This is a genomic window from Micromonospora sp. FIMYZ51, assembly GCF_038246755.1.
GTDB lineage: Bacteria > Actinomycetota > Actinomycetes > Mycobacteriales > Micromonosporaceae > Micromonospora.
In genome coordinates, this window is the sequence record NZ_CP134706.1 from 3,918,775 (window position 1) to 3,943,190 (window position 24,416).

Here is a 24,416-nt window from a genome sequence, read left to right on the forward strand (position 1 = left end):
TCAGGCCGGCGAGTGATAGGCGAGCACACCCCGATTCACCGCGCCGATCGCCTGGCGGGCGGTGGCCCGCAGTTCGGTGGACGCGCCGCCCGAGTCGGCCAACTGGCCGAGCAGATCCACCACCTGCCGGGCCCACCGGACGAAGTCCCCGGCCGGCATCTCGCCGTCCAGCTCGTGCCCGCTGGACAACACCTTCGCCAACGCCTCGCCCCGGGCCCAGCGGTAGATCGGCCAGGCGAAGCCGAGGTCCGGTTCGCGGGTGACGGCCAGTCCTCGGGACGCCTCGTCGGCCTCGATGTCGCCCCACAGCTTCAGCGTCGCGTCGACCGCCTCGGCCACCGCGCCGCGCGGCAGCGACGCCCGCTCGTCGACGTCGCGGCGCGCCTCGAAGACCACCACCGAGACGGCCGCGGCCAACTCGGCCGGGGACAATCCGTCCCAGACGCCCCGGCGCAGGCATTCCGCGACCAGCAGGTCGGCCTCCGTCCAGATCCGCCCGAGCATTCGTCCGGCGTCGGTCACCGCGCCCTCGGCGGTGAGGTAACCACGGGCGGTGAGCAGCGCCACGATCCGGTCGAAGGTCCGCGCCAGCGACCCCGTCCGCCCGGACACCCGCTGGCGCAGTTCCTCGGTGTCGCGCTCCAGCCGGCGGCGGCGCTCCGCCCACCGGGCGTGTTCCTCCCGCTCCGGGCAGGCGTGGCACGGGTGCCGCCGCAACTCGGCGCGCAGCTGGGTGAGCTGGTGGTCCTCCCCCGCCTGCCGGCCCCGGGCGCCCCGGCGGCTGTGCCGATCCAGCCCGGTGCCGCTGACCTGCGCCGCCAGGTCGCGGCGGGCGGCCGGGTTACGGGGGTTGAAGTGCTTCGGTACCCGGATGCGGGTCAGCACCTCGGCCGGGGCGGTGAAATCGCCCGGGCTGATCCGCCCGGCCCAACGGTCCTGGGTCAGCACCAGCGGACGGGGCTCGCTGAAGCCGCCGGCCGCGGGGTCGAGCACCACGGCCAGCCCGGCCCGACGCCCGGACGGCACCCGGATCACGTCGCCCACGCGCAGTCGTTCCAGCGACGCCACCGCCGCCGCCCGGCGCTGGCTCTGCCCCTGCCGGGCGAGCGCCCGCTCCCGGTCGGCGATGGCCACCCGCAGCGCGAAGTACTCGTCGAAGTCGCCGTGGTGGCAGTCCGCCTCTGCGGCGTACGCCTCGATGGTCTCGGTGTTGCGCTGCACCTGCCGGGCCAGGCCGACCACCGACCGGTCCGCCTGGAACTGCGCGAACGAGGACTCCAGCAGCTCCCGGGCCGGTTCCGCGCCGACGCTGCCGACCAGGTTCACCGCCATGTTGTACGACGGCCGGAAGCTCGAGCGCAGCGGATACGTACGGGTGGAGGCGAGACCGGCCACGTGCCGGGGATCGGTCTCCGGGGACCACACCACCACGGCGTGCCCCTCGACGTCGATGCCTCGGCGCCCGGCCCGGCCGGTGAGCTGGGTGTACTCCCCCGGTGTCAGGTCGACGTGCGCCTCGCCGTTGTACTTGACCAGGCGTTCCAGCACCACGCAACGGGCCGGCATGTTGATGCCCAGGGCGAGGGTCTCGGTGGCGAAGACCGCCTTGACCAGCCCACGGACGAACAACTCCTCGACGACCTCCTTGAAGGCCGGCAGCATTCCGGCGTGGTGCGCGGCCAGGCCACGCTCCAGCCCGTCGAGCCATTCCCAGTAGCCCAGCACCGAGAGGTCCTCGCCGGGGATGGCGGTCACCCGGGACTCCACCACCCGACGGATCTCCGTACGCTCCTCCGGCGAGGTCAACCGCAGCCCGGCCGTTAGGCACTGCTGCACCGCCGCGTCACAACCGGCCCGGCTGAAGATGAACAGGATCGCCGGCAGCAGCCCTTCGCGGTCCAGCCGGTCGACGATGTCCGGCCGGGCCGGCCCACGCCAGCGCGGCCCTCGGCGTCCGCCACCCCACCCTGCGGCACGTCCCTCGCCCAGGTCGAGACGGCGCATCGTCTCCCGTGTGTAGCGCAGCAACTCCGGATGCACGTCGTGCTTGCGTGCGGCGGCGGCGTCGTGGAACAGGTCGAACATCCGCTTGCCGACCAGCATGTGCTGCCACAGCGGCACCGGCCGATGTTCGCTGACCACCACGGTGGTCTCGCCGCGTACCGTGATCAGCCAGTCGGCGAACTCCTCGGCGTTGGAGACCGTCGCCGACAGCGACACCAGGGTGACCGAGGCCGGCAGGTGGATGATGACCTCCTCCCACACCCCGCCCCGGAACCGGTCGGCCAGGTAGTGCACCTCGTCCATCACCACGTACGCCAGGCCCTCCAGGGTGGCCGAGCCGGCGTAGAGCATGTTGCGCAGCACCTCGGTGGTCATCACCACCACCGGGGCGTCGCCGTTGATGGCGTTGTCGCCGGTGAGCAGCCCCACCTGGTCGGCACCGTAGCGGTCGACCAGGTCGTGGTACTTCTGGTTCGACAGCGCCTTGATCGGCGTGGTGTAGAAGCACTTGCGGCGGGCACCGTCGGCCGGCACCGGCCGCCCGGGTGCACCGCGCAGCGCCAGGTGTACGGCGAACTCACCGACCACGGTCTTACCCGCACCGGTCGGCGCGCACACCAGCACGCCGCTGCCCCGCTCCAGGGCCTGACACGCCTCCCGTTGGAAGTCGTCGAGGTCGAACCCCAGGTCGGAGGTGAATTCTTCCAGGGCCGGAAACTGCGCGGCCTGGGCGGCCCGGCGGCGCGCCGCGGCATACCGCTCGGCGGGGCTCGACATGTCCTCAAGATTAGTCCGTACGTCTGGCGGGCACCCGGCAAGGCCGACCGGCAGCCGGGTCGGCGTGGGTCGGTAGGGTGCAGCACGTGCCGGATCATGCCGAACCGACCGACCCCGTACGCGATGTCCAGCCGAGTCCGTCCCGCCGTGCGGTGGAGGCGGTCCTGCTCGACTTCCACGGCACGCTCGCCCAGGTGGAGGAGCCGCGCGAGTGGGTCATGGCCGCCGCGGCGACGTGTGGCGTGGAACTGGATCGGGTCCGGGCCACCGCGCTGGCCGACCGGCTGCTCACCGCGGGTCGGGCCGGCGGGCCGCTGCCGGCCCGGGTCCCTCCGCACCTGGCCGAGCTGTGGGCCGACCGGGATCTCTACGAGTACGCCCACCGGGGCGCGTACACCGGGTTGGCCGCCACGGTCGACACGGGCATCGACGGCTTCGCCGAAGCGCTCTACGAGCGGCTGCTGGTACCGCAGGGCTGGGTGCCGTATCCGGACACCGCGCCCACCCTTACCGCGCTGCGGGCGGCCGGCACACGGGTGGCGGTGGTCAGCAACATCGGCTTCGACATCCGCCCCCACTTTGCCGCCTGGGGCCTGGCCGACCTGGTCGACGCCTTCGTGCTCTCGTACGAGGTGGGCCGCTGCAAGCCGGACCCGGCGATCTTCTGGCGTGCCTGCGGCATGCTCGGCGTCGACCCGGAGCGCGCCCTCATGGTCGGCGACACCCCCGCCGACGCGGGAGCCGTGGCGGCCGGCTGCGCGGCGCTGGTGCTCCCGACCGCAGACGTCGGCCGCCCCAACGGCCTGGGCTCCATCCTCCCCCTGACCCGACCCTGACCACCGCGCCCCGGCGCGCTGTGGGTGTCAGCGCAGAAGGTGGAGGGCAGCGGGGATGGCGCTGACGGTCAGGGGTAGCGGCAGGCAGCGTTCGCCGTCGGCGTACGTGGTGATGCCGTGGGCGGCGATGGTGACGGTACGGGCCTGATAGGTCTGGACCAGCGGGTGGGTGACGTGGGTGCCGGCGTAGATGCGCGGCTTGACCCGGATCAGGGTGCGGCGGGCGAACCGGCCACCGACCACCACGTCGAGCAGCCCGTCGGTCGGGTCGGCGGCTGGGCAGATCCGCATGCCACCGCCGTAGCTGGCCCCGTTGCCGACGGCCACCAGCACCGCGTCCACGTCGATCCGCTCACCGTCGAGGGTGAGGGTGTAGCGGCGCGGGCGTAGTCGGGCCAACTCCACCAGGATCGCCAGGTCGTAGCGACGTGGGCCACGCGGCCAGCGCATCCGGTTGGCCCGTTCGTTGACGATCGCGTCGAATCCGGCCGCGAGCACCGCGCCGTACCACCGGTGTCCGCCGTCAGCCGTGGTGATCCTGGCCAGGTCGACCGGGCGCGACCGGCCGTCCCGCAGTGCCGCCGCAATCGTGTCCACGGCGGCCAGCGGATCGGCCGGGAAGCCGGTGTCGGCGGCGAAGTCGTTGCCGGTGCCCGCCGGCACCACGCCGAACGGCACCGGGGTGCCCGCCACCGCCTGGAGGGCGAGGTGCACGGTGCCGTCGCCACCCACCGCGACCAGCGCCGCCGCGCCGTCGGCCACCGCCTCGCGGCAGGCGGCCTCGGCTCGCCCTCGGCTGCGGGCGTCAAGCACCCGCAGCGGGCGTCCGCCCGCCGCCAGACGGTCCAGCACCTGGGGCAGCAGCCCACGGTGGCGCCCTCGTCCGGCGGTGGGGTTGGCCAGCACGGCGACCGGCCGATCGGCCGGCGCCGGGTGATCGTCTGCCGTCACGGCGTGCACCGTACCCGGCCCGGCTACCGCCGGCATACCGCCGTTGGAGATCCACCTGACATTTGTCACGGTCGATCATGCGGCACGCACCTCACCTCATGACTGATCGCACTGGATCCGCCATAGGCCGAATAGCCAAACTCATATCAGCCAGCAAGGCCGAGGGCTCAGCCGATCAGGGGAGGGGTGGTCACGGTGGACGATCGCTACGACAGCTACTGCGCCGCCGACCGGCTCTTCTACGACTCGCTCGGCAAGGCCGTCGAGGAGCCGACCTTCGGGGCGGCCCGGCGGCAGGTGCCCGACGGCTGGCGTACCGAGCCGCTCGACGACTGGCTGATCTACGCCCCGGACGGCGGCGCGCTGCCGCAGCAGGGCTGGAAGATCCACGTGGCGGCGACCCTGGACAACGCCGAGCGGGTGTTGGACACCATCTGGGACTACTGCGTCCCGCGCGGGCTGTCGTTCAAGTTCCTCCGCGGGCCCCGTACCCTGCTGTTGCGCAACTCCAAGTACGCCTCCCGGGCAGCCAGCGGCAAGTTCGTCACCGTCTACCCCGGCGACGAGGCCGAGCTGGAACTGGTCTGCAAGGAGCTCGACGAGCTGCTCGTCGGCGAACCCGGCCCGTACATCCTCAGCGACCTGCGCTACGGCGCCGGCCCGGTGTACGTACGCTACGGCGGCTTCGCCGCCCGCTACTGCCACTCGCCCGACGGGCAGGTCGTCCCGGCGATCGAGGACGACAACGGCACCCTGGTACCCGACCGGCGCGACCCGGTCTTCCACGTACCGTCCTGGGTGACGCTGCCGGACTTCCTCGAACCGCACCTGGCCGCCCGTAACGCCACAAGCACCGACGAGGTGCCGTACCGGATCGAGAAGGTCATCCACTTCTCCAACGGCGGCGGCCTCTACGTCGGCCGGGACCTGCGCACCGACACCCAGGTGGTGCTGAAGGAGGCGCGCCCGTACGCCGGCCTGGACGCCGACGGCACCGACGCGGTGGCCCGCCTGGCCCGCGAGGCCGAGGCGCTGCGTCGACTCGCCGACTTGCCGCAGGTGCCCCGGGTGCACGACGAGTTCACCCTCGGCGAGCACCGGTTCCTGGCGCTGGAGTTCATCGAGGGCCGCGCGCTGAACAAGGTCCTGGTCGACCGCTACCCACTCATCGACGCCGACAGCACCGACGCCGATCGAGCCGACTACACCCGGTGGGCGCTGGACGTCCACCGACAGGTCGAACAGGTCATCCGGGCCATCCACGAGCGCGGTCTCGTCTACGGCGACCTGCACCTGTTCAACGTCATGGTCCGCCCGGACGACCGGATCGCGCTCGTCGACTTCGAGGTCGCCGCGCCGATCGACGGGCACCGCCGGCCCGGCCTGCGCAACCAGGGCTTCGCCGCCCCCCGGGACCGTAGCGGTCCCGCCGTCGACCACTACGCCCTGGCCTGCCTGCGGCTGGCGCTGTTCCTGCCGCTTACCCAGCTGGTCCGGCTGGCGCCAGCCAAGGCCGCGCACCTCGCGGACGTGGTCGCGGAGCGGTTCCCGGTGCCGAGGGAGCTGCTGGACACCGCCGTCGAGGAGATCACCGGCGGCCGGCCGAGCGCCGTGGACCACCGGGCCGAGCTCACCGTCCGCGTCGGGTCCACCCACCGCGACCGGCTGGCCCGGGCGATCCTCGCCAGCGCGACGCCCGAGCGGGACGACCGACTCTTCCCCGGCGATATCGAACAGTTCCGCAGCGGCGGGCTCAACCTCGCCCATGGTGCCGCCGGAGTCCTCTACGCACTGCACGTCAGCGGCGCCGGGCGCTGGCCGGAGCACGAACGGTGGCTGGTCCGCCAGGCCACCTCGCCCGCCGCCGGCACCCGCTGCGGCTTCTACGACGGCCTGCACGGCGTCGCGTACGCCCTGGAACTGCTGGGCCGCCGGCAGGACGCCCTGGACGTACTCGACATCTGCCTGCGGCAACCCTGGGACGGTCTGGACCACAGCCTGGCCGGCGGCCTGGCCGGCATCGCGCTCAACCTCGCCGAGCTGGCCGGACGCACCGGCGAACCGACCCTGCGCGACGCCGCCTGGCGGGCCGCCGAACGGGTCGTCGCCCAACTCGCCGACGACCCCGGACCGGACGTCAGCGGTGGCCGGCACCCGTACGCCGGACTGCTGCGCGGCCGTACCGGGCCGGCGCTGATGCTGGTGCGGCTGCACGAGCTGACCGGCGAACCGGAACTGCTGGCGCACGCCGCCACCGCGCTGCGGCAGGACCTGCGCCGCTGTGTCGTCCGCCCGGACGGCGCGCTTGAGGTCAACGAGGGCTGGCGCACCATGCCCTACCTGGGGCAGGGCAGCGTCGGCATCGGGTTGGTGCTCGACCAGTACCTGCGGCACCGCGCCGACGAGCGGTTCGCCGAGGCGAGCGCCGGTGTGCGCCGCGCCGCCCGGTCGCCGTTCTACGCGCAGTCCGGCCTGTTCGCCGGACGGGCCGGCATCGTCGCTTACCTCGCGGCGTACCCGGACGATCCGGTGCTGGCGGCAGAGCTGGCGGCGCAGGTGGAACGCCTCGCCTGGCACGCCCTGCCGTACGCCGACGGGACCGCGTTCCCGGGCGAGCAGTTGCTGCGGCTCTCCATGGACCTCGGCACCGGCACCGCCGGCGTGCTGCTGGCGCTGGCCGCCGCCCGGCCCGGCACGCTGCCGGCCACCGACCGGCCCGGCGCGGTCGTGACGCTGCCGTTCCTCGCGCCGCTAACCGGCGCCCCCGACACCCTCGCTGATGCGAGGGCGACCGACCACACCGACAAGCACGGGAGGAGGTGACACGACATGGCGCTTCTGGACCTCCAGGGCCTGGAGATGGCCCCCGCCGACCGCACCGGCGGCGGCAGCCGGGCGAGCCTGCTGCTCTGCGGCGACAGCTCGCTGTCCGTCACGACCTGCAACTGACAGGTCGGCACGCGAGGCCCTGGGCGGGGCAAGGTACCCGCCCAGGGCCGCACGTCTTCCCGGGAGGTGGCGATGCCGACGCGCAACGGCGCCGACCGGCTACTGCGCCGGGCGATCCGCGACGGTGGCGGTTGGACCGTTCTGCTCGCGGTGGTGGCGCTCATCGGCGCCGCCGCCGAACTGGCGCTTCCGGCGACCCTCGGGCTCGCGGTCGACGCCGCCGTCGGCGGCACCGCCTCCTGGTGGCCCGCCGTCGCCTGCGGATTGGTCGCCGTCCTCATGGTCACCGACGTCCTCGGTGACCTCGCCGCCGGCTACGGCGCGGCCCGGGCCACCGCCCGGTTGCGTCGGCGGCTACTGCGCCACCTGTTCGCCTGCGATGTCCGCACCGTCCGCCGGTACCCGGTGGGCGACCTGGTCGGCCGCCTCGTCGGTCAGGGCGCCGACGCCGGGCAGGCCGGGACCGCCGTGGTGCTCGGCGTCATCGCGCTGCTGCCTCCGGTCGGCAGCGTCGTGGCGCTCACCCTGATCGAGCCGCTGCTGGGGATCACCCTCCTCGGCGGGCTGGTGCTGCTCGCGGTGCTCATGCGTGCCTTCGTCACCGATGCCTCCGCCGCCGTGGCCGGCTACCAGCGGGTGCTGGGCGCCACCGCCGGCCGGTTGCTGGAGGCGCTCGGCGGTGCCCGCACCATCGCCGCTGCGGCGACCGTGGACCGGGAACGCGACCGGGTGCTGGCCGCGCTGCCCGAACTGCGCGGGTACGGGCTGCTCGGCTGGCGGCTGCTGGCCCGCGCGAGCGCCCGCACCGCCGCCGTGGGCCCGCTGTTGCAGGCGGCCGTGGTAGCCGTCGGCGGGTACGCGCTCACCGTCGGCTGGCTCACCCCCGGGCAACTGGTCGCCGCAGTGCAGTACGCGGCCCTCGGCGCCGGACTGGGCGCGGTGCTGGCCACCCTCAACCGGCTGGTACGCGCCCGCGCGGCGGCCGGGCGGATCGCCGAACCACTGGCCCACCCGGTCCGCCGGTACGGCGACCAACCGCTGCCTGACGGCCGGGGGGAACTGCGGCTGCGCGGTGTCGGCGTGCACAGCGACGACGGGCGCGCGGTCCTGCGTGGGGTCGATCTGCTGGTGCCGGCCGGCAGCACCCTGGCCGTCGTCGGGCGCTCCGGCGTCGGCAAGTCCACCCTCGCCGCGCTGGCTGGCCGGTTGCACGACCCGGACGCCGGTGAGGTGCTGCTGGACGGGGTGCCGTTGCGCCGGTTGAGTCCGGCCGCACTGCGCCGCGGCGTCGGGCACGCCTTCGACCGGCCGGTCCTGGTCGGCGAGACGGTGCACGACGCGATCGGCCTCGCCCTGCCCGAACGGTCGGCGGCACCACCGGCCGGGAACACCCCGGCCGGCACCGCGGTGCTGACCATGGCGCGAGCCGCCCAGGTGGCCGACGTCGTCGCCCGCCTGCCCGACGGATTCCGCACCCGGCTGGCCGACGCGCCCCTCTCCGGCGGCGAGGCACAGCGCCTCGGGCTGGCCCGCGCGTTCGCGGCCGAGCGACTGCTGATCCTCGACGACGCCACGTCCAGCCTGGACACCGCCACCGAACACCGGATCAGCCGGGCGGTGGCCGAGGGGGTCGGCGGTCGTACCCGACTGGTGGTCACCCATCGCGCGGCGACGGCTGCCGCCGCCGACCTGGTCGCCTGGCTCGACGGTGGCCGGGTGCGGGCGGTGGGCCCACACCGGCAGCTCTGGGCCGATCCGGACTACCGGGCGGTCTTCGGACCCGGCGGTGACCCCCGATGACCGGCGTACGCCGCACCACCTTGACCGCGCTGCGGGCCCGCCGTCGTCCGCTGGGCCGGCTCGCCGCCTGGTCGGTGGCGGAGGCACTGCCGGCGCTGCTCAGCGGCCTGCTGGTGGCCCGTGCGGTCGACCAGGGTTTCCTGGCCGGCGAGTTCGCCACCGGCCTGGCCTGGCTGGCCGGGCTGGCCGGCGCGGTGCTGGCCGGCGCAGCCGCCACCGGACGGGTGTACCACAGCCTGGGTGCCGTGGTGGAGCCGTACCGCGACGAGTTGGCTGCCCGGGTGGTCGACGGCGCGCTGCGTGACGCCACTCGCGCCAGCGGTCGGCCGGACAGCGCCGCCGTGTCCCGACTGACCCATCAGGTGGAGGTGGTCCGGGACACCTTCGGCGGGCTGCTGTTGGTGGTCCGCGGCTTTCTGTTCACCGCCGGCGCGGCACTGCTCGGCCTGCTCGCCCTGTCACCGCCGCTGGCTGCGGCGGTGGCCGCGCCGCTGCTGCTCGGGCTGGCCGTGTTCGCGGCGGCGCTGCCGGCGATGGTCGCCCACCAGCGCGCCCAGGTGACGGCCGGCGAGGAACTCGGCCGGTCGGCGGCAGCCGCGCTGACCGGACACCGCGACGTGGTCGCCTGCGGCGGGCAGGACCGGGTCGTGGCCACGGTCGACCGGCGGGTCGTCGCACAGGCCGACACCGAACGGACGCTGGCCCGGATGGCGGCGCTGCGCAGCCTCAGCCTCGGGCTGGGTGGCTGGTTGCCGGTGGTGGTCCTGCTGCTGGCGGCACCGTGGCTGGTGCGGCAAGGGCTAAGCACCGGCGCCGTGCTGGGCGCGCTGGTCTACGTCACCACCGGCCTGCAACCCGCCCTGCACGCACTGGTGCAGGGCGTCGGCAGCGGCGGTCTGCGCTACGCCGTCACGCTGGACCGGATCCTGCGCAGCTGCCCGCCGGTCGAGCCGAACCCCGCCCCGGCCGGCGCAGCCTCGCCATGCCCTACCGACGCCGTACCGCCGCAGCCGGCCGCCGCAGCCTCGCCACGTCCCACCGACGCCGTACCGCCGCAGCCGGCCGGCGCAGCCTCGCCACGTCCCACCGACGCCCTGCCACCGCAGCCGGCCGCCGCAGCACCGGGTCCGGCTGGCCCGGTGCCGCCGGCGGTGCGGACGTGCGGGCTGACCTTCCGGTACGGCCCGCACGCGCGACCGGTCCTCGCCGATTTCCACCTGACCGTGTCCGCCGGTGAGCACCTGGCCGTGGTCGGGCCCAGCGGCGCCGGCAAGTCCACCCTGGCCGCCCTGATCGCCGGGCTGGTGCCACCGGATTCCGGCACCGTGCACCTGGCCGGGACGCCGGTCGCCGGCCGCACACCGGAGGCGCTGGCCCGGCTACGGGTGCTGGTGCCGCAGGAGGCGTACGTGCGCACCGGCACCGTGTCCGACAACCTGCGCTACCTGTGCCCGGACGCGGACCACACAGCGGTGACGGCAGCCCTGGCCACGCTCGGGGCCGAGCCGCTGGTGGACCGCCTCGGCGGCCTGACGGCCGAGGTCGAGCCGGGCACCCTCTCCGCCGGGGAACGACAACTCATCGCCGCGGTCCGGGCCTACCTCGCCCCGGCCCCGTTGGTCATCCTCGACGAGGCGACCTGCCACCTCGACCCGACGCTGGAGGCGACGGTCGAAGCGGCCTTCGCCAGCCGTCCGGGCACGCTCGTGGTGATCGCGCACCGGATCAGCTCGGCGACCCGCGCCCGCCGGGTGCTGGTGTTCGACGGCGACCGGCCGCAGGTCGGCAGCCACCAGGAACTGCTGCTGCGCTCCACCACCTACCGGGAGCTGGTGGGTCACTGGCAGGACCCGGCACCGCATCCCCGCCGGCCGCTGACCCGGGCCTGACGCCCAGCGGCGACCGCCGGCAGAACTCGGCAGCACCCGCCCGCGTCGTGGCGTTGCCGGTGGCCCCTCAGATCCAGTCGGCCTCGCGGGCGACCCGCACCGCCTCCACCCGGGTACGCGCGCCCGCCTTGCGGGCGATCCGGCCGAGGTGGTTGCGTACGGTGCCCGGGGCCAGGCCGAGCGTCCGGGCCACCTCCACGACCGGCGCACCGGACGCGGTCAGGGCAAGGATCTGGGTTTCCCGCGAGGTCAGCGGGCTCTCCCGGGTCAACGCCGCAAGCACCAGCTCGGCATCGATCACCGACTCCCGCCGGGACAGCCGCCGAACCCCGTCCACCACCCGGTGCGGGGCGACGTCGCAGCCGAGGATGCCGACGGTGCGGCCCGGCACCAGCACCCGGTGCAGCCGGTGGACCCGACGCCGGTCGGCGAGCACCAACATCGGACACTGCCCCGCCACGTCGGCCTCGTCGGCGTGGCCGTCATCGACGAGATCGAGGTCGACGATTGCGACGTCCGGGCGCTGGGCGCGGACCGCCGAGGTGAGGGGATCACCCCGATCCAACTCCGCCACCACACTGATGTCCTCCTCGGCGGCGAGAACGAGGGAGAGCGCGCCACGGATCAGGGCACCGTCGAGCGCGAGCAAGGTACGGATCACAGTCGACCTTCCCGAGAATCGCCAGTTGGATCACGAACCGTCAACAGTCAAACACGTACCCATGAGTAAAGCTCGGTGACGCCGACGGTGCCGGTACCGGCCATGCGGCGAGCGATCCGCCGGCCAGCCGGGCTAGATCCAACCGTGCCAGCGGGCCTGCCAGACCGCCTCCATCCGGTTGCGGGCACCCGTCTTACGCATGACTGCCGACAGGTGGTTACGTACCGTCCCGTGCGCCAGGAAGAGCTGGCGGGCGATGTCCTTGAGCGGTAGCCCCTCGGCGGCTGCCCGCAGCACCTCCGCCTCCCGGCGGGTCAGCGGGCTGCGCGGCGGACGCAGCGCGGTCGCGGCGGCCTCCGCATCGATCACCCGCCCGCCATCGGCGACCTCCCGCACCGCCGCGACCAGTGCCTCCACCGGAGCGTCCTTACCGACCAGCCCGCGCACCCCGGCGGCGATCAGGTCCCCGACCAGCGCCGGACCCCACCGACCTCCCATCGCCAGCACCGCCGCGTCGGGTGCCTCCCGAACGATCTGGTTGACCACCTCGACCGGTTGTGGCACGTCCGACGCCAGGTCCACCAGCACGATGTCAGGGCGGTGCTGCCGCACCACGGAGGAAAGCTCCCCCATCACGGCGACCTCGGCAACCACCTCCATCCCCTCCTCGCTCGACAAGGCGGCGCACAGCGCGGTGCGCAGCAGGCTCATCTCCTCGACGACGGCGACGCGGATCAAGATCTCGCTCCGATCTGGGTCATACGCTGCGGCGGCCCGGTCCCTTTGACAGGACTCTCGCGGCCAGCCGGGGTGGTGGACGGTGGTGGTCCGGACACGCGCCAACCGGCCGGCCGCCCGATCCGTGCACAACGACGGTCACGTCGGCGGACGGAGTTCGTCCGCCGGGGCAGCTACCGGCCAGTCGGTCAGCAGGATGGTGGGGTCATGTCGGTGGTGGGTGGGAGGCGGCGGGATGACACGTGGTGAATATGTCATTACCCGACCCGTGCATCGAGGAAGCCCGATGACGGATTACCGACTGCACCGCTGACAGTGGGTGGGCTGTGCGCTAACAGGCCAGCACGTACGACGCCGACACGACGGTGCGGCGATGCATCGCGCATCGCCGCACCGTCAACTGCCCGAACCAGGCGACCAGACCCTGGACCGGGTGCCGGGTGCCGGGTGCCGGGTGCCGGGTGCCGGGTGCCGGGTGCCGGGTGCCGGGTGCCGGTCAGGTTATGTCGTCGTAGCGGCGCTCGATCGGGGCGGGCGCCGCGACCGGCTCCGGGGCCTCGACCGGGGTCGGCGCGTCGACCGACGCCGCGGCCCCGACCGGCTCGTTGTCGAACTCCAGCGGAGACACCTCGTCGTCGTCGATACCGGCGTAGATCTCCTTGCCGCGGCCCCGACGCTTGTCGTTGAGGAACGCCACCCCCACCGCAGCGAAGTAGAGCGCGCACAGGCAGAGCGCCAGGGCCGTCATGCCGAACGGGTCCGGCGTGGGGGTGACCACCGCGGAGAAGGCGAAGAAGATGAAGACCGCCACCCGCCACCAGCTGAGCAGCCGCTTCGCACTGGCGATGCCGACGAAGTTGAGCATCAGCACGACCAGCGGGAACTCGAACGCCACCCCGAAGATCAAGATCATGTTGGTCACGAAGGAGATGTACCGGGTGACCTCCAGGGAGGTGTCGATCCCGGTCACGCCCGCTTCCAACAGGAACGTCAGACCCTTGTCCACGACGAAGTACGCAAGCGCCGCGCCGGCCATGAACAGTGGCGCGGCAATCGCCACGAAGATGTAGGCGTACTTGCGCTCGTGCCGGTGCAGACCCGGCGCGATGAACGCCCAGAGCTGGTAGAACCACACCGGTGAGGCGGCGATCAGCCCGATCCAGAGCGCGAGCTTGAGCTTCAACAGAAAGGCGTCGGCCGGCCCGAGCTGGATGAACCGCTGGTCCGGAAGCAGCCGGTAGTACGGGCCAGCGAGCAGGTCGAAGACCAGGTCCGCCAGAGCGAAACCGACGAAGAAGCCGATGACGATCGCCAGCGAGGCACGGAACAGCCGGTTACGCAGCTCGCGGAAGTGCTCGACGAGGGTCATCGAGCCGTCGGCGGCCCGTTCGAAGTTGCTCGGACCGCGCTTGCGGAGTCCGAAGGCCACGGTGATCGGCCCCCGTGATCAGTTGTCGCGGACGCGCTGCACCGGGTCGACCACCGGCGGCTGGACCGTGCCCTGGTACGGCTGCTGCCCCGCCGTGCCCGGGTACGCCTGCTGCTGCGGCGCCCCGCCCGGGTACGCCTGCTGGGTGGGCTGCTGCGGCGGGTACGGCTGGTAGCCGGCCTGCGCATCGGCCTTGCTGGCCAGGTCGCGGTCGTCGTCGGAGAGGCTCTTGGTCTCGGCCTTGATGATGCGCAGCGAGCGGCCCAGGGAACGGGCCGCGTCGGGGAGGCGCTTCGCGCCGAAGAGCAAGATCAGCACGACCACGAGTACGGCGATGTGCCAGGGCTTGAGGGCATGCATGGAAGGCTCCAGTCGCACTGTGTTGATGAGAGTGTGCCGCAGCCCATCGTACGTGCGTCCAGGGCTGCTGCCACCCACCGGGACGGTGGTGGTTGGCCCCGGTGGGTGAAGTTTCGACCACCTACGAGTGTCCCGTCAACCACCAATTGATCATCAACTGCGCGAGCGGGACAGGTCGGTACGCTCAGTCGCCGCGTCGGGAGCGGATCAGGGTGAGCCGCTGCTCGGTGGTGGCCAGCCGGCCCTGCAACCCTTCGGCCCGCTGCTGGAGGCTCTCCGCCGCCTCCCGCAGCGCCATTGCCTCATCGGCGCGGCGTTGCAGCTTGAGCACGGCCCGGCGCAGCTGGGGCAGCCGCGCGAGCACGGGTCGGATCGCCAGCACGAGCACGACCAACGGCACCAGCACCAGCGCGAGCACGATCCACTTCAGCACGGCCGCCAGCCTACTGCCTGACCGCGGTCGCCGCCGGGTCCGCACCGGCCGGCACCGGCGTCGCGTACGCGTCCAGCGCCGCCACCGCCGCGTGCCGGATCTGGTCGGCCAGCTCGGGTGGGGCGACGACGGTCACGTCCGGGCCGAGGCCGAGCACGAACCGGCGAGCCCAGCTGAGATCCGTGACGCGCAGCGAGACCACCCACCGCTCACCGTCGGACTCCACCCGCTCGCACGGGTAGTACTCGGTGATCCAGCGCTCCCCCCGGCCGATCCGCAGCGTGATCAGCGGCAGGTCCGGCGACGGCCGGAACACCCCCTCGCTCAGGTCCTGCGGACGGGCCTGCGGCGGCACCACGGCCGGTTCGGCAAGCTCGGCGACGGCGTCGATCCGGTCGGCGCGGAACAACCGCACCGCCTCGGCCCGCCGGCACCACGCCTCCACGTACGTCCGGCCGCCGACCATCAGCACCCGCAGCGGATCGATCACGCGCTCGGTGGTCTCGTCCCGGGCCACCGTGTAGTAGGTGATCCGCAGCGCCCGGCCGCTCTCCACCGCCGCGCGCAGCTCCGCCGCCCGCCGGGTGTCGCCGGGCAGCCGTACCTCCACCGGAGCGGCCACCAGGTCGCCGCCCGCGTCCTCGATCTTGGCCAGGGCCCGCTCGACGGCGTCCCGGTTGGCCACGCCGGGCGTCTCGGCAAGCATCCGCAGCGCCACCACCAGGGCCAGTGCCTCGTCCGGCGTGAGCCGCAGCGGCCGGTCGATGCCGGCGTCGTAGGTGATGGTCACCCGGTCGCCGTCGAAGGCCATGTCGATCAGGTCACCCGGGCCATAACCGGGCAGCCCGCACACCCACAGCAGCTCCAGATCCTCCCGCAGCTGCCGCTCGGTGACGCCCAGATCGCCGGCCGCCTCGGCGATCTCGATCCCGGGCCGGGCGAGCAGGTAAGGCACCAAATTGAGCAGCCGGGCCAGCCGGTCGGCGGAGGTACGCGAACCAGCCTTCACCGAACCTCCCTCCCGGGACGGACCACTGCCTTCGCAAACGCGCTCACCGGACCGCCGCCAGCGACTCGTGGCGGGCGGCGATCTCCTTGAGTCGTTGGATGACCGCCTCGCGCAGCTCGGGCGGGTCGAGCACCCGCACGTCCGGGCCGTAGCCGACGAGCTGGCCGGCGAGGACGTCCACGTCGGCGTACGGCAGCAGAAGCCGGTCCGCCGCCGCCCCGGCGGTGACCTCCACCGCCCACCGGCGCAACCCGGCGGCGCGGCCGGGGGTGACCAGCACGGTCGCCCGGCCGGCGTGCTCGGCCGGACCGGACCAGCGGGCCACGTGGCTGATCAGATCGACCCCGGACGGCGGTTGGTAGGCGCCCGCGTCGCCGGTGGCCCGGACCGGGCCGACCACCCGAGACAACCGGAAGCAGCGGGTGGCGTCGCGGTCCAGGTCGTGACCGACCACATACCAGCGGCCACGCCAGCAGACCACGCCCCACGGTTGCAGCCGACGCCGGTCGGGCGCGTCCCGGTCCGGCACCCGGTAGTCGAAGCGCACCTCGCGCCGATCCCGGGCGGCGGCGGTGAGCGGCGCGAACGCCGGGTCGACCGTGACCATCGGTTCCAGACCGAGGGTGGCCTGCGGGTCCACGTCCACCCCGGCGGCACGCAGCTTCGCCAGCCCGGACGACGCGGCAGCGGCGAGCCCGGCGTGCTGCCACAACCGCGCGGCGATCCCCACGGCGGCGGCCTCGTCCGGCTTGAGCGGAATATCGGGTAGCGCGTACTCCCGGCGGGCGATCCGGTAACCGGGCTCGGCGTCGAAGGCGCTGGCCGTTCCGGTCTCCAGCGGCACGCCCAGTTCCCGCAGCTCGGCCTTGTCCCGTTCGAACTTACGCTGGAACGCCTCATGCTCGCGGGCATCGTCCGGGTCGTGCTCGTAACCGGGCACGGTCGCGGCGATCTGCGCGGCGGTCAGGAACCGCCGCGTGGAGAGCAGGCAGATCACCAGGTTGACCAGGCGTTCGGTGCGGCTGCGCGACACCCCGTAGACGCTAGCAGCCCACCCACCCCACGCACGCACCCACACGGTCGTAAGGAAGGGCCCCTTATTAACGCCTGGTGTATAGGAAGGGCCCCTTCTTAACATCACGCCTTCGGCGTACATGATCGACATCGCCGCGCGCACCCCGCCGCGCCCGGCGCGGTGGCGGGGAAGCTAGCGTGCGGGGCATGGTGCGATGGCGGGCGGGTACGGTGGCGACGCTGCGGCGGCAATGGACCGGAGCGATCGAGCTCGACGTCGAACTCGCCGACGGTGGCACGATGCGCGCCCTGGCGTACCCGTCGCTGGTCGGCATGCCCGAGCCCGGCGACCGGGTGCTGCTCAACGCCGGTGCGCTGCTGATGGGGCTGGGCACCGGCGGGTACGCCCTGGTGGTCGCGCTGCCGGACCGGCTGCCGCCGGACCCGCCGCAGGCCCTCGACTCGCGTGACGCCGGCCACCTGGTCAAGGCCCGTTACACCCCGCTGCAACCGATCCTGCTCGGCGTCGACGAACCGGCCTCACCACACCACGAGGTGCTAGCCGCCGCCGAGGATCTCGCCGGCCTGCCGGTGGTCACCGCCGACCTGCACTCGGCGTTGCCGGCGATCCTGGCCGGGATCCGCGCCGACGCCCCGCAGCGGCGGGTGGCGTACCTGCTCACCGACGGTGGGGCGTTGCCCGCCTGGTTCTCCCGGACCCTCGCCGGACTGCGCGACGAGTTGGTCGGCACGATCAGCGTCGGGCAGGCGTTCGGCGGCGATCTGGAAGCGTCGACGCTGCACAGCGGCCTGCTCGCGGCCCGGCACGTACTGCGGGCCGAGGTCGCAGTGGTGGCGCAGGGCCCGGGCAATCTCGGCACCGGCACCCGTTGGGGCTTCTCCGGGGTGGCGGTCGGCGAGGCGGTCAACGCCGTCGCCGCGCTGGGTGGGCGGCCGGTCGGCTCGCTGCGGATCTCCGCCGCCGACCCGCGCCCGCGACACCGTGGGGTTTCCCACCACAGCATCACCGCGTACGGCCGGGTGGCGCTGGCCCGCGCGGAGCTGGTGGTGCCCGATGGCCTGGATTCGGCGCTGGACGCCGAGGTCGCCGCGGCGGTGGCGCCGCTCGCAGAGCGGCACGACGTGCTGCGGGTGGACACCGCCGGCCTGGACGCGGCGCTGCGCCACAGCCCGGTGCCGCTGTCGACGATGGGCCGTGGGCTGGATGCCGACCACGCCTATTTCCTGGCCGCCGCGGCGGCCGGCCGGCACGCCGCCCGACTGGCCGCCACCGGTACGCCGCACGCCTGAACGCGACCCGCGAAAGCGGTGTTAAGAAGGGGCCCTTCCTCTACACCAGGCGTTAAAAAGGGGCCCTTCCTTACACCTCAGGCGAAGATGATTAAGGCGATCCAGGCGCCGACCATCAATGCCAGCGCCAACGCCAACACCCAGGTGGGGACGGTGTACTCGCCGCGCCGGTTGCGCTCGATCTCGGCGCGGACCTTCTCGCGGCGGCGGTCGAGCCAGGTCTGTGGCTCGGTGTTGTGGCCGGGACGGCGCGGAGGCTGCTCGGGAGGAATCATGACGCGGCCAGCCTACCCGGCCCGCCCGCTCCGGACGGGCCGGGTCACGCTCACATGCTGGCGATCAACCGCTCCACCCGCTCGTCGTACGCCCGGAACGGGTCCTTGCACAGCACGGTGCGCTGCGCCTGGTCGTTGAGCTTCAGGTGCACCCAGTCGACGGTGAAGTCGCGCCGCTTCTCCTGGGCGTGCCGGATGAACTCGCCGCGCAGCCGGGCCCGGGTGGTCTGCGGCGGCGTCTCCTTGGCCTCGAAGATCTCCGGGTCGGTGGCCACCCGGTCCACGTCGCCACGCCGCTCCAGCAGCGCGTACAGCCCGCGCCCCCGGCGCAGGTCGTGGTACGCGAGGTCCATCTGCGCCACCCGGGGATGCGACAGCGGCAGGTCGTGCTTGCGCTGGTAACGCTCGATCAACCGGAGCTTCGTCACCCAGTCGATCTCCCGCGAGACCGGTTCCAGGTCGCCGGTCTCCACCGCCCGCAGCACCCGCCCCCAGAGCTCGACCACCCGCTTGGCGGTCTGGTCGCCGCCCCGACGCTCCACGAACTCGGATGCCTTGGCGAGGTACTCCTGCTGGATCTCCAGCGCGCTGACCTCCTTACCGGAGGCCAACCGCACCTTGCGCCGACCGGTGATGTCGTGGGACACCTCCCGGATGGCCCGGATCGGGTTCTCCAGGGTGAGGTCGCGCATCACCACCCCGGCCTCGATCATCCGCAACACGATGTCGGCCGTGCCCACCTTCAACAGGGTGGTGACCTCGTTCATGTTGGAGTCGCCGACGATGACGTGCAGCCGGCGGTACCGTTCGGCGTCGGCGTGCGGCTCGTCCCGGGTGTTGATGATCGGCCGGCTGCGGGTGGTCGCCGAGGAGACGCCCTCCCAGATGTGCTCGGCCCGCTGGGAGAGGCAGTACACCGCCCCGCGCGGCGTCTGCAACACCTTGCCCGCGCCACAGATCAGCTGGCGGGTGACCAGGAACGGGATCAGCACGTCGGCCAGTCGGCCGAACTCGCCGTGCCGGGAGACCAGGTAGTTCTCGTGGCAGCCGTACGAGTTGCCGGCCGAGTCGGTGTTGTTCTTGAACAGGTAGATCTCCCCGGCGATCCCCTCGTCGTGCAGCCGCTTCTCCGCGTCGACAAGCAGCCCTTCCAGGATGCGTTCACCGGCCCGGTCGTGGGCGACCAGGTCGACCACCGAGTCGCATTCCGGCGTGGCGTACTCCGGGTGCGAGCCGACATCCAGGTAGAGCCGCGCGCCGTTACGCAGGAAGACGTTGCTCGACCGGCCCCAGGACACCACTCGGCGGAAGAGGTACCGGGCGACCTCGTCAGGGGACAGCCGCCGCTGCCCACGGTAGGTACAGGTGACGCCGTACTCGGTCTCCAGACCGAAGATTCGCCGTTCCATGATGAGACATTAGCCGTATCGAGGCCCTGTTCGTCACTGTCGCGGCAGCTGTACGGATCAAAGCGGCCAAGCGGTCCGGGTCGGAGCCGGGCAGCGTCCGGGTCAGACCAGGCCCGGATGTGCTCCGGCGTCCAGGCTCACCGCGTAGTCGCGGCAGATGGCGTACTGCGGAAGCACACCGGCGCTACGCGCCTGCGCCAGCGACGGCGCGGCGGCGTCCCGGGCGGAAAGCAGCGGCGCTCGGGACGGCCACTCGATGCCCAACTCCTCGTCCAGCGGATGCACCGTGTGCTCACCTGAGGGGTTGTACGTGGTGGAGCAGAAGTAGGCGATGGTGGCGTCGTCGGTCAACGCGCAGAAGCCGTGGCCGAGCCCTTCGGCCAGGTAGACCGCCCGCCGGTCGGTGTCGTCCAGGCGGACGCCCTCCCAGCGCAAGAAGGTCGGTGAACCGAGCCGCAGGTCGACCACCACGTCGAGCACCGCCCCCCGCACACACGTGATGTATTTCGCCTGCCCCGGCGGCACGTCGGCGAAGTGGACGCCCCGCACCACGTCCCGAGCCGAGACGGAGATGTTTGCCTGCGCCAGCCGCAGCGGATGGCCCACCGCCTCGGCGAGCCGGTCGAAGCGGTACCACTCCAGGAACAGCCCACGCGGATCGGTGAACTGCTGCGGGCTGATCTCCCAGGCTCCCTCGATGCCCATCGGCCGGATCTTCACGGCATCTCCTTCCGCGGCCCGACCACCGAGCCGACGAGCTTCCCGGTCGCCTCGTCACGGCCGGCGACCAGCACCGACTCGTCCCGACCGCTGGCCAGCACCGACTTGCCATGACCGGTGGCCAGCACCGATTCGTCGCGACCGGTGGCCAACAGCTCGAGCAGGTACTCGCCGTAGCCGCTCCTGGTCAACGGCTCGGCCAGCGCCCGCAGCTGGTCGTCGTCGATCAGCCCGGCCCGCCAGGCCACCTCCTCGATACAGCCGATCTTCATGCCCTGCCGTTCCTCGATCACCCGGACGAACTCGGCGGCCTGCACCAGCGAGGTGAAGGTCCCGGTGTCCAGCCAGGCGGTGCCCCGGTCCAGTACGGTCACCGACAACTCCCCCGCCTGCCGGTACGCCTCGTTCACCGCGGTGATCTCAAGTTCCCCACGAGCGCTCGGCACCAACCCCCGGGCGATCTCCACCACCCGGTTGTCGTAGAAGTACAACCCCGGCACCGCGTACCGGGACGCGGGCCGCTGCGGCTTCTCCTCGATCGACAGCACCCGCCCATCGTGGTCGAAGTGCACCACCCCGTACGCCTGCGGGTTCGCCACCGGATAGGCGAAGATGCGCCCGCCCACCGGGTCGCCCGCGGCGGCCAACTGCCGGCCCAGCCCCACCCCGTGGAAGATGTTGTCGCCGAGGATCAGCGCCACCGCCTCGGCGCCGAGGAAGTCCGCGCCGAGCACGAATCCCTGGGCGATGCCCTCGGGCCGGGCCTGGCTGGCGTACTCCAGTCGCAGCCCGAACTGGCTGCCGTCACCGAGCAGGCGCCGGAACTGGCCCTGCTCCTCCGGCGTGGTGATCAGCAGGATCTCCCGCACTCCGGCCATCACCAGAGTGGAGAGCGGATAGTAGATCATCGGCTTGTCGAAGACCGGCATCAGCTGCTTCGACACCGCCCGGGTGATCGGCCACAGCCGCGATCCGGTGCCACCGGCGAGCAGGATTCCACGCACTCGGGGAGCGTACCGGGAGGCAGCACACCCGGTCACGTGTCGCTTACGCTACGCGGAAGGTGTCCCGTAGACTCCACGTCCTGTGAGGATCCTGGTCACCGGCGGCGCCGGCTTCATCGGTTCGGCGTACGTGCGGTTGTTACTGTCGGCATCCGGACGCGACGCGAAGGAGTTCGCGCCCCTGGCCCCAACCCAGGTGACGGTGCTCGACGCGGTCACCTACTCCGGCAATCTCGCCAACCTGGACCCGGTGCGTGACGACCCGAGGCTGCGCGTCGTACCCGGCGACATCCGGCACGCCGAACTGGTCGACGACGTCGTCGCCGGGCACGACGTGATCGTGCACTTCGCCGCCGAGTCGCACGTCGACCGCTCGATCGCCGGAGCGATGCCGTTCGTCACCACGAACGTGCTCGGCACCCAGACGCTGCTCGACGCCGCGCTGCGCCACGACGTAGGCCGGTTCGTGCACATCTCCACCGACGAGGTCTACGGCTCCATCGCCGAGGGCTCCTGGACCGAGCAGTGGCCGCTGGCGCCCAACTCGCCGTACTCCGCCTCGAAGGCCGGCTCCGACCTGCTCGCCCTGGCCTATCACCGTACCCACGGCCTGGACGTGGTGGTGACCCGCTGCTCCAACAACTACGGGCCGTACCAGTACCCGGAGAAGGTCATCCCGCTGTTCGTCACCAACCTGCTCGACGGGCGCACCGTGCCGCTCTACGGCGACGGCGGCAACGTACGGGACTGGCTGCACGTGCACGACCACTGCCGGGGCATCGCCCTGGTGCAGCAGCGGGGTCGTGCCGGCGAGATCTACCACATCGGCGGCGGCACCGAGCTGACGAACAAGGAGCTGACCGCACGACTGCTCGACGCGTGCGGCGCCAGCTGGGACCGGGTCGTCGCGGTCCCCGACCGCAAGGGTCACGACCGCCGCTACTCGCTCGACATCACCAAGATCGAAACCGAGCTGGGGTACGCCCCGCACATCCCTCTCGACACCGGCCTGGCCGACACGGTCCGCTGGTACCGCGACAATCGCTCCTGGTGGGAGCCGCTGCGGACGGCGGCGGCCCGATGAGGGTGCTGGTGACCGGCGCCGCCGGAATGCTCGGGCGGGACCTGGTCGACCTGCTCGACCGGCATCCGGAACACGTGGTGACCGCCGCCACCCGGGCGCAACTCGACATCACCGACCCCGTCGCCGCGCACTCCGCCGTGGCCGGCCACCACGTGGTGATCAACGCCGCCGCGTGGACCGACGTCGACGGCGCCGAGCAGCACGAGGCGGCGGCCACCACCGTCAACGGCACGGCAGTGGCCCACCTCGCCACGGCCTGCGCCGCGCACGGTGCCCGACTGCTCCAGATCTCCACCGACTACGTCTTCGCCGGTGACGCGGACAGCCCCTATCCGGAGGACGCGCCGACCGCGCCGATGAACGCGTACGGTCGCAGCAAGCTCGTCGGCGAAGAGGCGGTGGCCCGGCTGCTGCCCGACGCCGGATACGTGGTGCGGACCGCCTGGCTCTACGGCACCCACGGCCGCAACTTCGTCACCACCATGCTCGGCCTGGCCGAGCGACGCGAGTTCCTCGATGTCGTCGACGACCAGCGCGGCCAACCCACCTGGTCGTACGCGCTGGCCCGGCAACTGGTCGCGCTCGCCGAGGCTGCCCTGGCCGGACGGGCCGCGCCCGGCACCTACCACGGCACCTGCTCCGGCGAGACCACCTGGTACGGGCTGGCCCGCGCGGTCTTCGCCGGGCACGGCCTCGACCCCGAGCGGATCCGACCCACCAGCAGCGCCCGCTTCCCGCGTCCCGCCGCCAGACCGGCCTACAGCGTGCTGGGCCACGACCGGTGGACCGAGGCGGGGCTGCCGACGCTGCCGGACTGGCACGCCACACTGCTCGACGCGGCAGCCACCGGCACGTCGGCAGCCCCAGCCTGACCGTTCGGCGGCCTACTTCCCGCCCGGCTTCTCCCCGGACTTCCCGCCCGGCTTCTCCTCGGACTTGTCGCCCGGCTTGTCCTCCAGGTCCGCGGAGCCCGCCGAGGTGGTCGGCTTGTGCGCCTCCTCGGTCGGCGTGGTCGGCGTCTTCTCCCGGTTGCCCTCGGGCCCGGCATCCTCCGCCGCACCGCCGTCCAGCAGCGCGGTAAGCGCCGCCCCGGTGATCCGTCGGAACGTACGCCCCACCCGGCTGCGGTCCAGCACCGCCACCTCGAGCTGGTTGGCGGCGATCGTCCTGGCCGCGCCGCCCTCACCGCCGACGCTGCCCAGCGCCTGCACCGCCACCTTCACCGCGTCACCAAGCGACATGTCCGGCCGGTGATTCGACTTCAGTGCTCCGGCGATCGCCTCGGACTGTCCACCCATCGCCATCCGGCCCGGCTCGTCGTTGACCGAACCGTCGTAGGTGAGGCGGTACAGCGAGTCCTCGTCCGGCGTGGCACCCACCTCCGCCACGCAGATCTCCACCTCGAACGGCTTCGACTGCTCGGTGAAGATGGTGCCGAGGATCTGCGCGAACGTGTTGGCCAACGCCAGCCCTCGCACGTCCCGCCGGTCGTAGCTCAGGCCGTTCAGGTCGGCCATCCGCACCCCGGCCCGGCGCAGGTTCTCGAACTCGTTGTACCGACCGACGGCTGCGAAGCCGATCCGGTCGTAGATCTCGCCGACCTTGTGCAGGGTGCTGGAAAGGTTCTCCGCGACGAAGAGGACCCCACCGGCATAGCTCAGGACCACCGCGCTACGCCCCCGGGCGATGCCCTTGCGGGCCAACTCGGAACGGTCGCGCATGATCTGTTCGGGCGAGGCGTAGAACTGCATGGCCACGGCGGC

22 protein-coding genes are annotated in these 24,416 nt (G+C 72.6%); 8 read left to right on the forward strand and 14 right to left on the reverse strand.

The genetic code is table 11. The features are described from left to right. The gene (locus QQG74_RS17820; RefSeq protein WP_341715902.1) at positions 1 to 2,781 is read right to left on the reverse strand and encodes a DEAD/DEAH box helicase; all 2,781 of its coding nucleotides are present in this window, start codon (positions 2,779 to 2,781) and stop codon (positions 1 to 3) included. Between the two features lie 152 nt (positions 2,782 to 2,933). Here QQG74_RS17820 and QQG74_RS17825 point away from each other — a divergent pair, with 152 nt between their 5' ends. Then, positions 2,934 to 3,617: an HAD-IA family hydrolase gene (locus QQG74_RS17825; RefSeq protein WP_341721268.1), complete on the forward strand. Its 684-nt coding sequence runs from the start codon at positions 2,934 to 2,936 to the stop codon at positions 3,615 to 3,617. A 27-nt stretch (positions 3,618 to 3,644) separates the two neighbouring features. On the opposite strand, the gene QQG74_RS17830 is transcribed toward QQG74_RS17825, so the two are convergent. Next, positions 3,645 to 4,577 carry a diacylglycerol kinase gene (locus QQG74_RS17830; protein WP_341721269.1) on the reverse strand — a complete coding sequence of 311 codons (933 nt, stop codon included), beginning with the start codon at positions 4,575 to 4,577 and terminating at the stop codon, positions 3,645 to 3,647. Between the two features lie 186 nt (positions 4,578 to 4,763). On the opposite strand from QQG74_RS17830, the gene lanKC reads away from it, so the two are divergent. The 4 genes from lanKC to QQG74_RS17850 all read left to right on the forward strand — a co-directional run bounded on the left by lanKC (position 4,764) and on the right by QQG74_RS17850 (position 11,206). Continuing rightward, positions 4,764 to 7,391: a class III lanthionine synthetase LanKC gene (lanKC, locus tag QQG74_RS17835; protein WP_341715903.1), complete on the forward strand. Its 2,628-nt coding sequence runs from the start codon at positions 4,764 to 4,766 to the stop codon at positions 7,389 to 7,391. A 6-nt stretch (positions 7,392 to 7,397) separates the two neighbouring features. Beyond that, positions 7,398 to 7,517, forward strand: a complete 120-nt coding sequence (locus QQG74_RS17840; RefSeq protein WP_013734295.1) for a SapB/AmfS family lanthipeptide — start codon at positions 7,398 to 7,400, stop codon at positions 7,515 to 7,517. A gap of 72 nt (positions 7,518 to 7,589) precedes the next feature. Next, a complete protein-coding gene (locus QQG74_RS17845; protein ID WP_341715904.1) occupies positions 7,590 to 9,317 on the forward strand; it encodes an ABC transporter ATP-binding protein in 1,728 nt (575 codons plus the stop codon). Next, positions 9,314 to 11,206, forward strand: a complete 1,893-nt coding sequence (locus QQG74_RS17850; protein ID WP_341715905.1) for an ABC transporter ATP-binding protein — start codon at positions 9,314 to 9,316, stop codon at positions 11,204 to 11,206. The genes QQG74_RS17845 and QQG74_RS17850 overlap by 4 nt, the downstream gene beginning before the upstream one ends. A 67-nt stretch (positions 11,207 to 11,273) precedes the next feature. Here QQG74_RS17850 and QQG74_RS17855 read toward each other — a convergent pair whose 3' ends face one another. The 7 genes from QQG74_RS17855 to QQG74_RS17885 form a co-directional block, all read right to left on the reverse strand. Then, a complete protein-coding gene (locus QQG74_RS17855) occupies positions 11,274 to 11,867 on the reverse strand; it encodes a response regulator transcription factor (RefSeq protein ID WP_341715906.1) in 594 nt (197 codons plus the stop codon). 132 nt (positions 11,868 to 11,999) lie between these two features. Next, positions 12,000 to 12,605: a response regulator transcription factor gene (locus QQG74_RS17860; RefSeq protein ID WP_341715907.1), complete on the reverse strand. Its 606-nt coding sequence runs from the start codon at positions 12,603 to 12,605 to the stop codon at positions 12,000 to 12,002. A 496-nt stretch (positions 12,606 to 13,101) separates the two neighbouring features. Further along, a complete protein-coding gene (gene tatC / locus QQG74_RS17865) occupies positions 13,102 to 14,034 on the reverse strand; it encodes a twin-arginine translocase subunit TatC (protein WP_341715908.1) in 933 nt (310 codons plus the stop codon). An 18-nt stretch (positions 14,035 to 14,052) separates the two neighbouring features. Next, complete coding sequence (tatA, locus tag QQG74_RS17870) at positions 14,053 to 14,394, reverse strand: Sec-independent protein translocase subunit TatA (protein ID WP_341715909.1); 342 nt, start codon at positions 14,392 to 14,394, stop codon at positions 14,053 to 14,055. 184 nt (positions 14,395 to 14,578) lie between these two features. Then, the gene (locus tag QQG74_RS17875) at positions 14,579 to 14,827 is read right to left on the reverse strand and encodes a hypothetical protein (RefSeq protein WP_341715910.1); all 249 of its coding nucleotides are present in this window, start codon (positions 14,825 to 14,827) and stop codon (positions 14,579 to 14,581) included. A 10-nt stretch (positions 14,828 to 14,837) separates the two neighbouring features. Next, positions 14,838 to 15,836, reverse strand: coding sequence for a YafY family protein (locus QQG74_RS17880; RefSeq protein WP_341715911.1), 999 nt, complete (start codon positions 15,834 to 15,836; stop codon positions 14,838 to 14,840). Positions 15,837 to 15,879: 43 nt separating this feature from the next. Further along, the gene (locus QQG74_RS17885; protein WP_341715912.1) at positions 15,880 to 16,869 is read right to left on the reverse strand and encodes a WYL domain-containing protein; all 990 of its coding nucleotides are present in this window, start codon (positions 16,867 to 16,869) and stop codon (positions 15,880 to 15,882) included. Between the two features lie 188 nt (positions 16,870 to 17,057). Between QQG74_RS17885 and QQG74_RS17890 the strand changes: the two genes are divergently transcribed. Then, a complete protein-coding gene (locus QQG74_RS17890) occupies positions 17,058 to 18,161 on the forward strand; it encodes a DUF3866 family protein (RefSeq protein ID WP_341715913.1) in 1,104 nt (367 codons plus the stop codon). A gap of 77 nt (positions 18,162 to 18,238) precedes the next feature. On the opposite strand, the gene QQG74_RS17895 is transcribed toward QQG74_RS17890, so the two are convergent. The 4 genes from QQG74_RS17895 to rfbA form a co-directional block, all read right to left on the reverse strand. Next, positions 18,239 to 18,436, reverse strand: a complete 198-nt coding sequence (locus tag QQG74_RS17895; RefSeq protein ID WP_341715914.1) for a hypothetical protein — start codon at positions 18,434 to 18,436, stop codon at positions 18,239 to 18,241. Positions 18,437 to 18,486: 50 nt separating this feature from the next. After that, on the reverse strand, positions 18,487 to 19,845 hold the full coding sequence (pafA, locus tag QQG74_RS17900) for a Pup--protein ligase (RefSeq protein ID WP_341715915.1): 1,359 nt from the start codon (positions 19,843 to 19,845) through the stop codon (positions 18,487 to 18,489). A 102-nt stretch (positions 19,846 to 19,947) separates the two neighbouring features. Further along, entirely contained in the window at positions 19,948 to 20,565 is a 618-nt protein-coding gene (gene rfbC, locus QQG74_RS17905; RefSeq protein ID WP_341715916.1) for a dTDP-4-dehydrorhamnose 3,5-epimerase, read from the reverse strand. Further along, positions 20,562 to 21,569: a glucose-1-phosphate thymidylyltransferase RfbA gene (gene rfbA, locus QQG74_RS17910; protein WP_341715917.1), complete on the reverse strand. Its 1,008-nt coding sequence runs from the start codon at positions 21,567 to 21,569 to the stop codon at positions 20,562 to 20,564. Before rfbA ends, rfbC begins: the two co-directional genes overlap by 4 nt. 82 nt (positions 21,570 to 21,651) lie before the next feature. Here rfbA and rfbB point away from each other — a divergent pair, with 82 nt between their 5' ends. Both rfbB and rfbD read left to right on the forward strand, forming a co-directional pair. Beyond that, on the forward strand, positions 21,652 to 22,653 hold the full coding sequence (gene rfbB / locus QQG74_RS17915; protein ID WP_341715918.1) for a dTDP-glucose 4,6-dehydratase: 1,002 nt from the start codon (positions 21,652 to 21,654) through the stop codon (positions 22,651 to 22,653). Further along, positions 22,650 to 23,525 (forward strand): dTDP-4-dehydrorhamnose reductase, encoded by an 876-nt coding sequence (rfbD, locus tag QQG74_RS17920; protein ID WP_341715919.1) that lies wholly within the window; start codon positions 22,650 to 22,652, stop codon positions 23,523 to 23,525. The genes rfbB and rfbD overlap by 4 nt, the downstream gene beginning before the upstream one ends. A 12-nt stretch (positions 23,526 to 23,537) precedes the next feature. Here rfbD and prcA read toward each other — a convergent pair whose 3' ends face one another. Next, entirely contained in the window at positions 23,538 to 24,410 is an 873-nt protein-coding gene (prcA, locus tag QQG74_RS17925; RefSeq protein ID WP_341715920.1) for a proteasome subunit alpha, read from the reverse strand. Positions 24,411 to 24,416 lie beyond the last annotated feature (6 nt).